The sequence below is a fragment of the Paraburkholderia sp. GAS41 genome (assembly GCF_050436545.1).
Classification (GTDB): Bacteria; Pseudomonadota; Gammaproteobacteria; order Burkholderiales; family Burkholderiaceae; genus Paraburkholderia.
In genome coordinates, this window is the sequence record NZ_JBNDMK010000026.1 from 39,217 (window position 1) to 53,599 (window position 14,383).

The following is a 14,383-nucleotide window of genomic DNA, read 5'->3' on the forward strand; positions in this document are numbered from 1 at the left end:
CTCGCGCCTGGATTGATTTGTATCAATGGCGTGCACGCCGTCGCTGGCGTACCTGGTCGCGAACCCGACGTTTCGCGGATGCGGCAGCGCATTTCACCAGCATTGATTCAAATCAAGCCGCTTACGCGTATCGGGATGAATATGCGTAATCTCGCAGCGCGTGAGCAGCAACGGCTAATCGGGGTTGATCGACCGCCCCGCCACGGCGCAACCACGAAGGCGAAGAGGCTCTGCCGGCGCGCGATTACCGCCCCCCTGGCGCAGGATTTACTTATTGCTGTACCCACAGTTGTACCCGCACGACCCCGGCGAAGCGACCGGGACTGACCAGCAGGAGGAGACAATGCGCGATGATGTCGGTCACGCCGTAACGCCAATGGCGACTCGTGAGGCCGGATGGCTCACGCCGTCGATTCAGAAATCCCACGAACGCTCCGAAACGTTCGGCTTGAGCGCCGCGATGCGGCCAGATTACGACGTGCTGCCGGCGGCCGAACTCACATTGAAACTCGAGCAAAGCCGCATCCTGAGCGCGCATGCGACGCCTGTGATGGAAACGCTGCACGAGCAGATCGTCAACACACAGAGCATGATTGTGCTGACCGACGCCGAAGGGCTGATTCTTCACTCGATCGGCGACGACGATTTTCTCCGGCGAGCCGAAAAAGTCGCGCTGCGTCCAGGTGCGAACTGGGCGGAAGACCGGCAAGGCACCAACGCAATCGGCACAGCGCTCGCCGAGCGTTGTCCGACAGTCGTGCATGGCGAACAGCACTATCTGGCTGCCAATCGCTTTCTCACCTGTTCCAGCGTGCCGATTCTCGATCCCTACGGCGATCTGATCGGCGTGCTCGACGTCACCGGCGACCATCGCAGCTATCACCAGCACACCCTGGCGCTGGCAAAGATGTCCGTCCAGATGATCGAGAATCATCTGTTTACCAATACCTTTCGCGAGACGCTGCAAATTGCCTTTCACGGCCGGCCCGAATTTCTCGGCACCTTGATGGAAGGCATCGTTGCGTTTACCTGCGATGGCCGCTTCCTCTCGGCCAATCGTAGTGCGCAATTTCAACTGGGATTGCCGCTCACCAGCTTGCGCGCGCATACCCTGTCCTCGCTATTCGGCCTCACCAGCGCGCAACTGATCGACCGTCTGCGCGTCAGCCGGGACCAGCATCTGTCGCTGAACCTGAGCAACGGCGCGGTGGTATGCGCGCACGTCGAGTTCCGGCGTGCCACGCGCACCAATGATGCGTGGCCGCCGGAGGAGCATCGCGAGTCACGACCCGCACAACGCGTGGCGGCCCCTCCCCCAGCCGCAAGCGCCCTGTCGAAACTTAGCTATCTGGACACCGGCGACCCGCAGATCGCGGCGGTCATCGCCAAAGTCCGCAAGGTAATCGGCAAGGACATCCCGATCCTGATCACCGGCGAGACCGGCACCGGCAAGGAACTGCTCGCCCAGGCGATCCACAACGACTCGCCGCGCCGCTCGGGTGCGTTCGTTGCGGTCAACTGCGCGTCGATACCGGAAACGCTGATCGAATCCGAGTTGTTCGGCTATGAAGAAGGCGCCTTCAGCGGTGCGCGGCGCAAAGGCGCCGTCGGCAAATTGCTTCAGGCCAACGGCGGCACGCTATTTCTCGACGAGATTGGCGACATGCCCTATCCGCTGCAAGTGCGGTTGCTACGCGTGCTGCAGGAGCGCCTCATCAATCCGCTGGGTTCCTCGAAGTCAATACCGGTCGATATCGCCATCATTTGCGCAACTCACCGCGACCTGCGCGACATGATCGTGCAGAACCGGTTTCGCGAGGACCTGTATTACCGCCTGAACGGACTGGTAGTGAAATTGCCGCCGCTGCGCGAGCGCACGGATCTGTCCACCGTGATCCAGAAGATGCTGCAATCCGCATCATCCGAAAGCGCGGATGGGCAACGATTGAGCGTCGCAGACGAGGTGATGGCGCTGTTCGAGCAATGCGCGTGGCCCGGCAATTTTCGCCAGCTCAGCAATCTTCTGCGAACCGCCGCCGCCATGGTCGATGCGGACGGTCAGCTCCGGCGCGAGCATTTGCCCGACGATTTCTTCGACGACGTCCGCGGCACTGCCGCCGCGCCTGTGAGCATCACGGAAACCTTACCGCTATCAAGCGGGCGGCTGGAGGACGTCGCCGCCAACGCCATCGCCAAGGCGGTTGCGCAACATGGCGGCAACGTGTCGGCTGCCGCCCGCGCCCTCGGCGTCTCGCGCAATACGATCTACCGCAAACTGCCGCCGCAGGGTATGGACAACGAGGACGACGCTGTCTGACCGCCTGCGGCACAGGTGCTCCAATTTGCAACAGCGGTGTCCTCGAACTGAACAGTGCGTTGTTTCACGCGCTGGACTAGTTAGTCAGTTTCCCTCAGCAAAACGTGAGTCGGTGTCCAACGACGCTTTCGTTCAGGACGCAAAACGCCAATCGTGCGTCGGTTGTACCGTTCGCACCACGTGACACGCCCGGCATAGACCTTGCATTTGATCAATATGACCGCTTCCTCAATGCGGTTTCTCAATCACATGTCGTATCCCAGGAGACAACCATGCAATGGACCACCCCCGCCTATACCGATCTGCGCTTCGGCTTTGAAATCACGATGTACATCGCCAATCGCTGAAGCAACGATGAAGCGCCGCCCGCCCATCGCAGCATGTCAGTGTGCGCGGCGGCGCCCGGAGCATGGCTCATGAAGATCAAAATTCCAGGTTCGGGTGCAGGCGGCGGACTGCCGCAATGGAACTGCAACTGTATGAACTGTAACCGGGCCCGTTACCAGACTGGCAATCCGATTCTCGACCCACATTCCCCCGAGCATGCCGTGATACGCGCACGCGGTATCGAAGTGGCACGCGACGGAATGCAATTCCAGGTATAGCCATGAACGCCCCGCTGCCTACCGCTGTTACCCACGCCTCCCCCTGGTCGCCGAACGAATTCGAAGCGCGTCTACGCGCACTCGGCGCGCACTATCATATTCATCATCCGTTCAATCTACGGATGAACAGCGGCCAGTGTTCGCCTGAGCAGATTCGCGGCTGGGTTGCCAACCGCTTCTATTACCAGATCAACATCCCCCTGAAAGATGCCGCGATTCTGTCCAATTGCGAGGACCGGCAGACGCGCCGCCTCTGGATCGAGCGGCTGCACGACCACGACGGCTACGGCGACAACCCCGGCGGTATTGAAGCATGGGCGCATCTCGCCGACGCGGTCGGCATCGAGCGCAAGGCATTGTGGTCGCTTGAGCACGTGCAGCCCGGTGTGCGCTTCGCAGTGGACGCCTATGTCAATTTCGCCCGCCGGGCGCCGTGGCAGGAGGCGGTCTGCTCTTCGCTCACGGAGATGTTCGCGCCGCAGATTCACCGGGAACGTCTGGCCGGCTGGCCCGACCTGTATCCATGGATCGACGCGCAGGGATTGCAGTACTTCCGCAGCCGTATTCCGCTTGCCCAGCGCGATGTCGAGCACGGGCTCGACGTCACGCTCAGTCACTTCAAGACCCCCGACGCCCAACGGCGTGCCCTCAACATCCTGCGCTTCAAGCTAGACATTCTCTGGTCGATGCTCGATGCCATCGAAAAGGCGTACCCGGTATGAACGCCCCACACCCTGATCACTACGCCAACCTGAGGCCGCATCTGCGCGCGATGTTTCGCCTGCAATGGGAAGATGCGCAGGATGCCTACGTATTGCTGTATCCGGAAGGCATGGTCAAGCTCAATCCGAGTGCAGGCGAAATTCTCGCGCGCTGCGATGGAACCCGGGAACTGGACGACATCATCGACGAACTGGAAGACCTGTTCAGCGCGTCAGATCTTGCCGCCGATGTATACCGCTTTATCGACCATGCGCGGCAACGCGGCTGGCTGGATTGACATGGATACGACGATCGACTTTCCAGGTACTCGCCCTTCCCCGCCATTGTGGTTACTAGCTGAACTCACTTACCGCTGTCCGTTGCACTGCGCGTTCTGCTACAACCCCGTCGACTTCGCCAGTCACGGTGCAGAGCTCGATACCGACACCTGGCGAGATGTGATCACGCAGGCGCGCCGCATGGGCGCAGCGCAGATTGGCTTCTCCGGCGGTGAGCCACTGGTGCGTGACGATCTCGAAACGCTGGTCGAGCACGCGCGTGGCTTGGGCTTCTATACCAATCTGATTACCTCAGGTGTCGGGCTCGACGAGACACGCATCGCCCGTCTGAAAGAGGCCGGGCTGGACCATATCCAGCTCTCCTTCCAGGACTCGACGCGTGAGCTGAACGATTTCGTGTCCAGTACGAAGACCTTCGAGTTGAAACATCGCGTAGCTCGCCTGATCAAGGCGCACGGCTATCCGATGGTGCTCAATTGCGTGCTGCATCGCTATAACCTGCCGCATGTCGGGCAGATCATCGACATGGCGCTCGAGATGGGCGCCGACTATCTCGAACTGGCGAACACACAGTACTACGGTTGGGCGATGCTCAATCGCGACCAGTTGATGCCGACCAGCGAACAATTGCGGGAGGCCGAGGCGACAGTCAATCAGTACCGTGAACGCGTCGGCGATCGTTGCAGGATTCTGTTCGTGGTCCCCGATTATTTCGAGGTCCGGCCGAAGGCCTGCATGAACGGGTGGGGTTCAGTGTTTCTCGGCATCGCACCGGACGGCACCGCGCTGCCATGCCATGCGGCACGCGCGCTACCGGGTCTGGATCTGCCTCGCGTGCAGGACGCTTCGTTGGCGGATATCTGGCACCACAGTCATGCGTTCAATGCGTTTCGTGGTAGTGACTGGATGCGCGAGCCGTGCAGGAGCTGCGACGAGCGCGAAACCGATCATGGCGGCTGCCGCTGCCAGGCATATCTGCTGACCGGAGACGCCGCGGCTACGGACCCGGTGTGCACGAAGTCAGCGCATCATGGGCAAATCGAGCAGGTGGTGATGCTGGCGCGGCGGCCGGCACCTGACGACCACGTCCAGCCGCTGATTTTCCGCAGCAGGGATAACTCGTTGCGCCTGGGATGATTTCGCAGGATGTTGCGGCTTTGAGGCTTCGAGAAAGCCCGGTGATTCCCGTGAATGACGGAGAATCACCGGGCTATTTTTATCGCGCCAATCAAGACCGTTGAAGCTGTCGAGATTATTGCGAAGTACCCGCGTTGAGCGGCGTCTTCGACGCCTTGGCGTTGTCGTCCGTCAGCTTCGTGGCGCCGGCGCTATAGCCGTTCGAATACAGCAGGAACGCCATAATGTCAGCGTAGTCTTGCGGTTTCATCTTGCCGGGGCGGTCCGCCGGCATATTGTTTGTCATGTATCCGTACACCCCGCCGATGGTCAGTTTCGCGTTTGCCGCCGGTGCAAAGGCAGGACCGCGCAACGCAGGTGCATTCAAACCTTGCAGGCCGGGACCGTGGCACTTGGCGCACGCACTCGAGTACAGGGTTTTGCCATGCGCCACCTGCGTGCGGTCAAAGCCAGGGGCGTCGCCCGCTGCGCTTGCATCGACCTTGATGAGGCGGCCCTGCTGCGACCCGCGACTGCCGGCCAGCATCATTCGCCGCATCGTATCGCTGCGGCCGGGGCCGTCTCGATAGGCAAATTCGGCGGCGGGCGAACGGGCTGCCTGAGCCGCCCCGGGTAGTGTCCAGTTGCGGGTCAACGCCGCAAGCCTGCCGTTCGACGCCATCTTCTCCAGCGCTGCGTCGATGCGCGGTTGCAACGCCGCGCCGTTCTTGCCAAATGCGAATACCAGATGCCAGTCCTCATACGGTGAAACCGTACTGGTAATCCGGAAGTGCTGCTGCGGATGCTTGATCGTATATGCCACCACAGCCGGATACCAGACGATTGCACGTTGCGCGTGTCCACTTGCCAGGGCATCGACAGTGAGTGCCGCCGTGTTCTCCAGATCGAGCCTGACGTTAGGTTGTTGCACGGCGATAAGCTGCGCGGGGGTCGCATAGGTTGCCGCGACGACCTCCTCGCCGCTGGACGGCGTTGACGATTCGCCGGTGGTGACGCTCACGTAGCCGGAGTGCAGATAGCCGCGCGAGAAAGTCAGCTTGCTGCCGGACCCGTCGGCGACGCTCGAGCGCGGAAAGCCGGCGATGACGTCGCATTTACGCGCAAGCGCCTTGTTGAGTTCTTTCAGCGATACGCCGTCGTCGTCACTCCCGCCGAATCCCCCGGGTGCGCGCGACAATGCAATGCCCGCCGTGTGAAAGGCTTCGCGCGTCACGGCCTCGTCAAGCACCGTCGATGGACTGCCGGGAAACGTGCAAACGCGCACACCCGCGTTAGCGAGACCTGGCGTGATTGTGCCCGTAGCCAGCAGCATACCGGCGAGAGCGAACGAATTGAGTCGAGTTTTCATAATCCTGCTTCCGGGAAAGACCAGGCCACCGCGGCTGGACGGCCTGCGCAAATGTCACGCTGGGCAAACCGTCGTGGCAGCCTGGTGAACATCAGGCGTGGTTGAGCGCAAACACATACAGCGTGCCGCCGCGTGGGACCTTCTCCGCAGCTTTCGCCATCGGCCCACCCCAAATCGGGTTAGCACCGCCGTAACCGGCAAGAATGGCGACATACTCCTGGCCGTCGACTTCGAATACCGACGGTTGAGCAACGATCCCGCTGGCCAGTTTCGGGCTCTGCCACAACACTTTGCCGGTCGCCTCATCGAATGCATACAGGTGGCCGTCGAGCGAACCGCTAAAGGCGAGGCCACCCGCAGTGGTCGCTACGCCACCATTCCACGGCAGTTTGCTCCAGTGACTCCAGACTTTCTTGCCGGTGTTGACGTCGATCGCCTGGAGCTCTCCATAACCCTTGCTGCCCGGCTCCGGTTTGATCTCGAACCCTTCGCCAAGGTACGGCAGGCCCTCCATGTAGTTCACCGATTTGCCGGAGAGCGACATGCACGCGTGCAAAGCAGGAACGATCGCGAGATGCTTGTCCGGGTCGTATGAAACCGACCACCAGTTCTTGCCCCCGAGGAAACTCGGACAGGTTTCGATCGTCGTGCCGGCCTTCGGATATTTCGACGCATCCTGGATCGGCGAGCCATCCGCCGTATAGCCGGTGACCGACGATGCAGTGACAAAGGGTTTCGCGTAGATCAGCTTGCCGTTCGTGCGATCAATCGCGTGGAAAAAGCCGTTACGGTCCGCATGGATAATGGCGTCGTAATCTTTGTCCTGGTACTTGATCGTGGCAAGCACCGGCGTATTGACGCCGTCGTAGTCCCATGTGTCATGTTTCGTGTACTGGTAATGCCATTTGAGATTGCCGGTCTTGGGGTCGAGTGCGAGCAGCGAGTCGGAATACAGGTTGTCTCCTGGCCGCAGATCGGCAAGCCACGGCCCTGGGTTGCCAACGCCCCAGTAAAGCGTTTTCGATGCGGCGTCATAGGTGCCCGTCAGCCAGGCCGGCGCACCGCCATGTTCCTGCATGCCGTTCGGCCATGAATCGCCTCCCTTCTCGCCAGCCGCGGGTACCGTAAAGCGCTTCCAGATCACGTTGCCATCGTCGGGATTCAATGCAGCGATGAAGCCGCGCGCGCCGTACTCTCCGCCCGCACTGCCCACCACCAACGCACCGTCGAGCGCGAGAGGCGCAAGCGAGAACGCGTAACCCAACCCCGGCTCGAACATCTGCTTGCGCCAGACAAGCGCACCTGTCTTTGCGTCGAGCGCGACGACGTCGCCGCTCAGCATCGCAACGTAAACGTTCTTGCCGTACAACGCTACGCCGCGGTTAATCACGTCACAACACGCCGTCTTGAATGATTCAGCGCCGAGCTTGGGTTCGAATTTCCAGAGTTGCTTGCCGGTTGCGGCGTCGAATGCATACACGTTGTCCTTCGGCGTGGTGACGAACAGGTAGCGGCCATTTACAATCGGAGTCGCTTCGAAACCCTGCTGCAGATCCGCCGGAAACTTGTAGCTCCACACCTGTTTGAGGTTCTTGACGTTAGCAGCGTCGATCTGCTTGAGCGGTGAATGCGCCTGACCGTTATAGGTGCGGTAATACGTAAGCCAACCGGGGTCGCTCTGTGCATCCGTCAAACGTTCGTAGGTGACGGCGGGATAGTCGTCGGCTACTGCGACCGACCCCAGTATCAGACTGACGGCGGCGGCCACACCCATCACAAGCGCCTTAGGCCGCGTCGCCGAAGTTAAACGTGCTTTCATCCTTGTCTCCTATTGAGTTGTCGACGCGAGGCCGTGCGGCGGCGCCATCGTCTAGTGAATGCAGACTGGCTGCTGACCATTCAAGGCAAGTCGCGTGCCATTGGCAGTGGTGTTGCCGCGAGCCGTCGCGGATCATAAGGACGGGCGCTGCTATGCGATTGCGCGGTCATCGCGGAGTGACAACCGGTGTTGCACGCTGGCGCAGTCGAGCGAGGAAGTGTTGCTAAAAATGACAGTTGCCACACGGACGTAGCAAGCGGCACGTGGAGGCGATCCACTCGCGGCGACGTATGCGTCGTGCGTGGTGGTCGGCATCTGAGTTCGCCTGACGCCTGCCGCGACGCAAACAGGACCGAATGGCACGCTTCTCGCTGAATGCCCCACACGATGAAGGGTGTCAGCACGGCAGATACGTCGAGCCAACGCGGGCGGTCTCCATCGACACCAGTCACACAATCATTGGAGGAGTCAGGCATGAACCACGCAGATATGCAGTTTCTCGACGTCGAATTTCCGTACGCGCGGCAGTACGCCAATTTCATTGGCGGCCAATGGATTCCGCCGGTACACGGCGAATACTTCGACAATGTATCGCCCATCACCGGCGAAGCCTTCACGTCGATCCCACGCTCGACAGAAGAAGATATCGAACTTGCCCTCGACGCCGCCCATCGCGCCCGCAAAGCCTGGGCCGATACGGCGCCAGCCGTGCGCGCGACGATCCTGAACCGTATTGCAGACCGCATGGAGCAGAACCTCTCGCGCATCGCGTTCGCCGAATCGATCGACAATGGCAAGCCGATCCGCGAAACGCTCGCCGCCGACATCCCGCTCGCGATCGACCACTTCCGCTATTTCGCCGGTTGCATTCGCTCACAGGAAGGGACACTCTCCGAGATCGATGCCGATACCGTGGCTTATCATTTCCACGAGCCGCTCGGTGTGGTCGGCCAGATCATTCCGTGGAACTTCCCGATTCTGATGGCGGTGTGGAAGATCGCGCCCGCGCTGGCCGCGGGAAACTGCATCGTGCTCAAACCAGCCGAGCAAACACCTGCGTCGATCCTGGTGTTGATGGAACTGATCCAGGACCTGCTGCCGCCAGGTGTGCTGAACGTAGTCAACGGTTTTGGCCTCGAAGCCGGCAAGCCGCTCGCGTCGAGCAAGCGCATCGCGAAGATTGCCTTCACGGGTGAGACATCCACGGGCCGTCTGATCATGCAGTACGCGAGCCAGAACATCATTCCCGTGACGCTCGAACTCGGTGGCAAGAGCCCGAACATTTTCTTCGCCGATGTGATGGATCGCGACGACGGCTACTTCGACAAAGCGCTCGAAGGTTTCGCGATGTTTGCGTTAAATCAGGGTGAAGTGTGCACGTGCCCATCGCGTGTACTGATCGACGAGAAAATCTACGACCGCTTCATGGAGCGTGCCCTGAAGCGCGTCGCCGCAATCAGGCAGGGGCATCCGCTCGACACGAAGACAATGATCGGCGCCCAGGCTTCGGCGGAACAGCTCGAAAAAATCCTTTCGTACGTCGATCTCGGCAAGCAGGAAGGCGCTGAGTGTCTGATCGGCGGTGAACGCAATACGCTCGGCGGCGAACTGAGCAAAGGCTACTACGTGAAGCCAACTGTTTTCCGTGGCCACAACAAAATGCGTATCTTCCAGGAAGAAATCTTCGGTCCGGTGGTGTCAGTGACGACATTCAAGAACGAAGAGGAAGCGCTCGAAATTGCCAACGATACACTGTACGGTCTGGGCGCCGGTGTATGGACTCGCGACGGGACACGTGCCTATCGCTTCGGCCGGGAAATCCAGGCAGGCCGCGTATGGACGAATTGCTATCACGCCTATCCAGCGCATGCGGCATTCGGTGGCTACAAGCAGTCCGGTATTGGTCGCGAAACCCACAAGATGATGCTCGACCACTATCAGCAAACCAAGAATCTGCTCGTCAGCTATAGCGAGCAGCCGCTGGGTTTCTTCTAACCCGCTACGTACGGATCTGGAGCGGTGTGGGACCCGCTCCGGACAAGCGGCTTATATACGCCGCAGCGCGCGTCTCCGCTTTACTTCCACGCATAGCGCAATCCAACCCATACGCCACGCGGCGCACCCACACCGAGAAACTGTTCGTTAGTCACCGGATCGGGCGAGAACGAATGGCCGGGGCCATTGAAAAAATTCTGCCCGAGGATGCCGAAGTCGGCGTAGCGTTGTCGAACAGATTGTTCACATGCGCGAATAGCTGCAATAGGTCGTATCTAGATCGACGATCGCATAGCCCGCGATACGCCCATTACTGTCCTGATTGTTCTCGTCACCACGGGCGAATATCGAGCTGCGATAGAGTATGTTTGCTCCTACACTCCATTTCGCGGTAGCCGCATAATCCAGACGCAACTTCAGTGTGTTTTCCGGAATGCCAGGAATACGGTCGCCCGGGTGCATCGTAATGTTGCCTTGGGCGGTAGCGCTCGAGTGGCTCGCGCTTTGCTCGACAAAGCTGCTTTGACAGGTTGCGCGCAGATAGGTATAGCCTGCGTTCACAGTAAGCGGACCTGTCTGCGTACGTGCGTTGATTTCGAATCCTTGCCGTCTTGTAGTGCCGACGTTCTGGAAGTATCCGGTCGAGGTCGCTGCCCCATTACTGCTGACAAACACAATGTCATCGTGAAGATCGGTGCGGAACAATGCCGCGCTCCAGTGAATTGCCGACGATAGCGTTCCGCGGGCGCCCGTCTCAAACGCGCGCGATACGACTGGCTTTAAAGCAGGGTCGGCAATAAAATCGTTCGGCAGCGAACAGGGCGCAGCCGGGTCGGCGCAGGCCAGCTCGATAGCGGTCGGCGTACGCGTGCCCTCGCTGTAGTTAGCATAAGCGGTCAATCAGGGCACCGGGTTATAGGTGATGCCTAGCGCAGGATTGATCCGCGAAAAACTGTGCGAGCCATTCAACAACGGCTGCATGCCGCTGCGATCCTCGATGTCGACGCTAGCGTGGTTGTAGCGCGCGGAGGCCGTCAGCGCAATCGTGCGAGTTAACGAAAGCGTGTCGGTGACGAACACACCGAGATTGCTGTTACGGGTCGATGCATCGGTTTCCAGATTGAAGCCGCTGGTCCCGACTGTCTGGCGATCTGAGGCAAACTGAGCATTCTGCGTGTACTAGGCGAAGCCGGTGTTCGCAAAATCGCCGCTGAGACCGGCCGTCAACTGGTTCTCCATCCCCGCGACTTTGCCGGTAACGCTCAATTGCAGTGCAAATCCATAACTGTCCTGGGAGATCACAGAGTGCGAGTTTTGCGCAGGTGCCACTGCGCAAGTACCGTGGGCCATAGCAAGCATGCCCGCTATGGCGGCGGCGATGCGCGTGCGCCGCCAACCGTCGCGATGCGACTTCATGTGTCTCCTCCGTCGTGACGCGCATCGGCTTCATGGCCGTACGCGGTGTGTTCTTTGATTGCGGTTTCCGATGTACCCACTTCAAAGCAACATCGATGCCGGACATCGACGCAATGCGATGCCATGTCGAACGCTGTACCGCGTTTGTCTTCGCTCACGTGACCCCTGTGTCGATTTGGTACAGGCAGTGCTCCAAACGGGGGCACCTAAGACAGACCCTCGGAGCGCGCCCGATCTAAACAAACGGCGCACGCGCGTCCTCACGACCGGCACGCATGTTGCGATCCGAATGGCAATCAGAATCTGGGGGTGGCACGCATGATTACTTCAGCGCTGAAAGGTGCAAACGCGGCGCGACGCAGGCCGCGTAGCCTGCAATGCGCGGCGGCAAACCCGCCGGCGCGCATTGCAGCGTGCCGACTGCCGCCGTACACCACGGGCGCTTTCAACGACCTCCGGGGAGCGCGCGCGCATGCCGTTGCGCTAGTCGTGCTTGCCGTCCATTGCACGGTGGCGCTCCAGGTTTGGCGTATGTCGGTGGAAAAGCAGGAATACACGGCGCCGCATGTGCTCGACCTGCAATTCGACGTTGGGGCTGCCGCGCCGCCACCGGCTGCGATTTCAACGCTATCCGCAAACCGTGCCGCCCACCTGCCGTCGGCTATGACATCACGCGTGTCACCGCCTTCGACCTTGACACTCCGCGCAAGAGACATGGCTACCCCGAGAAACACTACTCAGGCTGCGCCATCGAAACCGCTCGCGAAGATCGCGCCGAGCAACCCATTGAAGTCGCGGCCTGCGCCCGCCGCTACGACTCCACCACCGATAGCCACAGACGCCGGTCCCGAACCACGCAATACATCGACCTCGACATCACCGGAGTCCCAACCGACGTCCGAGCCGCTCACTGAACCCAGCTTCGGCGCTGCTTACCTGCGCAATCCTGCGCCGATCTACCCCGGGGTGGCTCAACAACGCGGCTGGCAAGGCACCGTCATGCTTAAGGTTCACGTGCTGGCTAGCGGCCGGCCAGACCACGTCGGACTCGCGTCGTCGAGCGGCCACGAGTCGCTCGATGACGCCGCACTCGAAGCCGTCACCAACTGGCGCTTTGCGCCGGCTCGCCGTGGCGCTCAGCCGGTCGATGGATGGGTCCAGGTACCCATCGAATTCAAACTTGGAACCTGACTATGAACATCTCTGACTTCGCCACTCAGCTCATTGTCGACGCTTCGCTTTGCTTGCTCGCAGCCTGTTCGTTACTGACCTGGTGGCTGATTTTATACAAAGGCTGCGCGTACTGGCATCTTGCTTCGGAGAACCGGCGCTTCACAGCGCTTTTCTGGAGTGCCGCCGAGCGCGATCCGTCGGGCATACCAGGCAGCCCGTCACACGCTTCGGAGTGTCCGAAGGCGCGCGTGGCGCGCGCCGGCTTCGCCGCATGGTCGCGCACCGCCCCAGCGGAGACGGCAGTGGCCAATGCGGAATTCGTGGCCTGGGACCGCCACGAACTGCTCGATCGCTTCCTGAACCAGCAGATCCAGAGAGAAAGGCGCGCACTTGAGCGCGGCTTGACGCTGCTTGCATCGATTGCCAGTAGCGCGCCGTTTATCGGCCTGTTCGGCACTGTGTTCGGCATTATCCATGCACTGCACGCAGTCGCTGTGGGCAGCGCGAGCGGGATCGAAGGGGTCGCCGGCCCGGTCGGGCAAGCACTGACTGCGACGGGAATCGGGATCGCCGTCGCCATCCCCGCAGCACTGGCCTATAACCTCTTTGTGCGCCGCGTTCACATCTCGATTGCCGATCTCGAGGACTACGCTGCGGATCTCGTCAACGTTGCACAACGCAACGGTTTTCGCGCGGTGGCAGGCGCTCATCGGGCGGAGGTACTCACATGATTTCCCGTTCGAACGCAAAAGACACGGACCAACCGCTCGCTGAAATCAACATCACGCCTCTTGTCGACGTCATGCTGGTCCTCGTCGTGATTCTGCTGGTCATGGCTCCGATGTTGACCAGAACGCTGCATATCGTTCTGCCAAAGGTTGCAGCCAGCGCGCCCGAAGTGCGAGATCACGCAGTGACAGTCAGCCTCGACGCACACGGCAAGCTCAGGATCGACGGCCGCGACATCGCCGCGGACCAGCTGGAGCCCACGCTCAGGCGCATTGCGGCGAGGGATGACCGGACCGTGGTGAATCTGCGTTCCGATCAAAGCCAACCATTCGGTGCTGTCGCGAATCTGCTCGCCATGATCGGCCATGCAGGCATCGCGCACGTCGCAGTCGTAACGGCGAACGTAGTGTCACGGAATTGACGTAGCGCGATCCTGCGCTTCATGTCCCTTTTTATGCCTTTGACTTGGATCAACGGAGTTGCCCACCAGGTGTTTATAGTCAACGCGAAAACGGGAGACGAGCCGGCTAAAGCGGGCGCTCCTCGGTTCAACGCTCTCTAACAAAAAAAATGGCATTGAGCGCCCGGTAAAACACTGCTTTCTCCCCAAACACAGGGAGCAGTCGTCACGCGACGCGGCCTGGCAAAAAATTTCAGATGCGGTCATATCATGCCCGGCAAGACATTCATTCTCGATTCGATTCTTGCGACGCCGGCACCGAACAACGGCGACGTCACGGTCGCCGTTCGTTCATCACTGCTGTCGACACTGGTTGAAAACATACGGCCGCTCGTCATGTCGGGAGGCGCAAGCAGTTTCATTGCGCTCGTAGCCGTGATCCG

14 protein-coding genes and 2 pseudogenes are annotated in these 14,383 nt (G+C 60.4%); 10 read left to right on the top strand and 6 right to left on the bottom strand.

Annotated elements, in window-relative coordinates; translation table 11 throughout:
• Positions 1–343 precede the first annotated feature (343 nt).
• The 6 genes and pseudogenes from P3T43_RS28480 to pqqE all read left to right on the top strand — a co-directional run bounded on the left by P3T43_RS28480 (position 344) and on the right by pqqE (position 5,060).
• Positions 344–2,317: a sigma-54-dependent Fis family transcriptional regulator gene (locus P3T43_RS28480; protein WP_429284338.1), complete on the top strand. Its 1,974-nt coding sequence runs from the start codon at positions 344–346 to the stop codon at positions 2,315–2,317.
• A gap of 272 nt (positions 2,318–2,589) precedes the next feature.
• A complete protein-coding gene (pqqA, locus tag P3T43_RS28485; protein WP_006410019.1) occupies positions 2,590–2,664 on the top strand; it encodes a pyrroloquinoline quinone precursor peptide PqqA in 75 nt (24 codons plus the stop codon).
• Positions 2,665–2,733: 69 nt separating this feature from the next.
• A pseudogene (locus tag P3T43_RS28490) lies at positions 2,734–2,826 on the top strand (pyrroloquinoline quinone biosynthesis protein PqqB); the annotation flags it as partial.
• Between the two features lie 98 nt (positions 2,827–2,924).
• Positions 2,925–3,644 carry a pyrroloquinoline-quinone synthase PqqC gene (pqqC, locus tag P3T43_RS28495; protein WP_429284339.1) on the top strand — a complete coding sequence of 240 codons (720 nt, stop codon included), beginning with the start codon at positions 2,925–2,927 and terminating at the stop codon, positions 3,642–3,644.
• The gene (gene pqqD / locus P3T43_RS28500) at positions 3,641–3,922 is read left to right on the top strand and encodes a pyrroloquinoline quinone biosynthesis peptide chaperone PqqD (protein WP_429284340.1); all 282 of its coding nucleotides are present in this window, start codon (positions 3,641–3,643) and stop codon (positions 3,920–3,922) included. Before pqqC ends, pqqD begins: the two co-directional genes overlap by 4 nt.
• A 1-nt stretch (position 3,923) precedes the next feature.
• The gene (pqqE, locus tag P3T43_RS28505; protein ID WP_429284341.1) at positions 3,924–5,060 is read left to right on the top strand and encodes a pyrroloquinoline quinone biosynthesis protein PqqE; all 1,137 of its coding nucleotides are present in this window, start codon (positions 3,924–3,926) and stop codon (positions 5,058–5,060) included.
• A gap of 115 nt (positions 5,061–5,175) precedes the next feature.
• Here pqqE and P3T43_RS28510 read toward each other — a convergent pair whose 3' ends face one another.
• Complete coding sequence (locus P3T43_RS28510) at positions 5,176–6,408, bottom strand: c-type cytochrome (protein WP_429284342.1); 1,233 nt, start codon at positions 6,406–6,408, stop codon at positions 5,176–5,178.
• 91 nt (positions 6,409–6,499) lie between these two features.
• Positions 6,500–8,227 (bottom strand): methanol/ethanol family PQQ-dependent dehydrogenase, encoded by a 1,728-nt coding sequence (locus P3T43_RS28515; protein ID WP_429284343.1) that lies wholly within the window; start codon positions 8,225–8,227, stop codon positions 6,500–6,502.
• Positions 8,228–8,701: 474 nt separating this feature from the next.
• Here P3T43_RS28515 and adh point away from each other — a divergent pair, with 474 nt between their 5' ends.
• The gene (gene adh, locus P3T43_RS28520; protein ID WP_429284344.1) at positions 8,702–10,222 is read left to right on the top strand and encodes an aldehyde dehydrogenase; all 1,521 of its coding nucleotides are present in this window, start codon (positions 8,702–8,704) and stop codon (positions 10,220–10,222) included.
• A 243-nt stretch (positions 10,223–10,465) separates the two neighbouring features.
• Here the strand turns inward: adh and P3T43_RS28525 are convergent.
• From P3T43_RS28525 to P3T43_RS28535, 3 genes and pseudogenes are all read right to left on the bottom strand, one after another.
• A pseudogene (locus P3T43_RS28525) lies at positions 10,466–11,341 on the bottom strand (TonB-dependent receptor).
• 60 nt (positions 11,342–11,401) lie between these two features.
• A complete protein-coding gene (locus P3T43_RS28530; RefSeq protein ID WP_429284345.1) occupies positions 11,402–11,638 on the bottom strand; it encodes a hypothetical protein in 237 nt (78 codons plus the stop codon).
• A 737-nt stretch (positions 11,639–12,375) separates the two neighbouring features.
• Positions 12,376–12,549 carry a hypothetical protein gene (locus P3T43_RS28535; RefSeq protein WP_429284404.1) on the bottom strand — a complete coding sequence of 58 codons (174 nt, stop codon included), beginning with the start codon at positions 12,547–12,549 and terminating at the stop codon, positions 12,376–12,378.
• A 43-nt stretch (positions 12,550–12,592) separates the two neighbouring features.
• Between P3T43_RS28535 and P3T43_RS28540 the strand changes: the two genes are divergently transcribed.
• Genes P3T43_RS28540 through P3T43_RS28550 form a run of 3 tightly spaced genes read left to right on the top strand, consistent with a single transcriptional unit; the run spans position 12,593 to position 13,961 of the window.
• A complete protein-coding gene (locus P3T43_RS28540) occupies positions 12,593–12,829 on the top strand; it encodes an energy transducer TonB (RefSeq protein WP_429284397.1) in 237 nt (78 codons plus the stop codon).
• A gap of 2 nt (positions 12,830–12,831) precedes the next feature.
• The gene (locus tag P3T43_RS28545; RefSeq protein WP_429284346.1) at positions 12,832–13,542 is read left to right on the top strand and encodes a MotA/TolQ/ExbB proton channel family protein; all 711 of its coding nucleotides are present in this window, start codon (positions 12,832–12,834) and stop codon (positions 13,540–13,542) included.
• Positions 13,539–13,961: an ExbD/TolR family protein gene (locus tag P3T43_RS28550; protein ID WP_429284347.1), complete on the top strand. Its 423-nt coding sequence runs from the start codon at positions 13,539–13,541 to the stop codon at positions 13,959–13,961. Before P3T43_RS28545 ends, P3T43_RS28550 begins: the two co-directional genes overlap by 4 nt.
• 242 nt (positions 13,962–14,203) lie before the next feature.
• On the opposite strand, the gene P3T43_RS28555 is transcribed toward P3T43_RS28550, so the two are convergent.
• Positions 14,204–14,362 (bottom strand): hypothetical protein, encoded by a 159-nt coding sequence (locus P3T43_RS28555; protein WP_429284348.1) that lies wholly within the window; start codon positions 14,360–14,362, stop codon positions 14,204–14,206.
• Positions 14,363–14,383: the final 21 nt, after the last annotated feature.

What these genes read in the sequence shown, in the direction of transcription:
- pqqD (WP_429284340.1), top strand. Translation starts at nt 3,641, where the DNA reads ATGAACGCCCCACACCCTGATCACTACGCCAACCTGAGGCCGCATCTG.
- P3T43_RS28515 (WP_429284343.1), bottom strand. Translation starts at nt 8,227, where the DNA reads ATGAAAGCACGTTTAACTTCGGCGACGCGGCCTAAGGCGCTTGTGATG.
- P3T43_RS28530 (WP_429284345.1), bottom strand. Translation starts at nt 11,638, where the DNA reads ATGAAGTCGCATCGCGACGGTTGGCGGCGCACGCGCATCGCCGCCGCC.
- adh (WP_429284344.1), top strand. Translation starts at nt 8,702, where the DNA reads ATGAACCACGCAGATATGCAGTTTCTCGACGTCGAATTTCCGTACGCG.
- P3T43_RS28510 (WP_429284342.1), bottom strand. Translation starts at nt 6,408, where the DNA reads ATGAAAACTCGACTCAATTCGTTCGCTCTCGCCGGTATGCTGCTGGCT.
- P3T43_RS28480 (WP_429284338.1), top strand. Translation starts at nt 344, where the DNA reads ATGCGCGATGATGTCGGTCACGCCGTAACGCCAATGGCGACTCGTGAG.
- pqqE (WP_429284341.1), top strand. Translation starts at nt 3,924, where the DNA reads ATGGATACGACGATCGACTTTCCAGGTACTCGCCCTTCCCCGCCATTG.
- pqqC (WP_429284339.1), top strand. Translation starts at nt 2,925, where the DNA reads ATGAACGCCCCGCTGCCTACCGCTGTTACCCACGCCTCCCCCTGGTCG.
- P3T43_RS28555 (WP_429284348.1), bottom strand. Translation starts at nt 14,362, where the DNA reads ATGAAACTGCTTGCGCCTCCCGACATGACGAGCGGCCGTATGTTTTCA.
- P3T43_RS28545 (WP_429284346.1), top strand. Translation starts at nt 12,832, where the DNA reads ATGAACATCTCTGACTTCGCCACTCAGCTCATTGTCGACGCTTCGCTT.
- P3T43_RS28550 (WP_429284347.1), top strand. Translation starts at nt 13,539, where the DNA reads ATGATTTCCCGTTCGAACGCAAAAGACACGGACCAACCGCTCGCTGAA.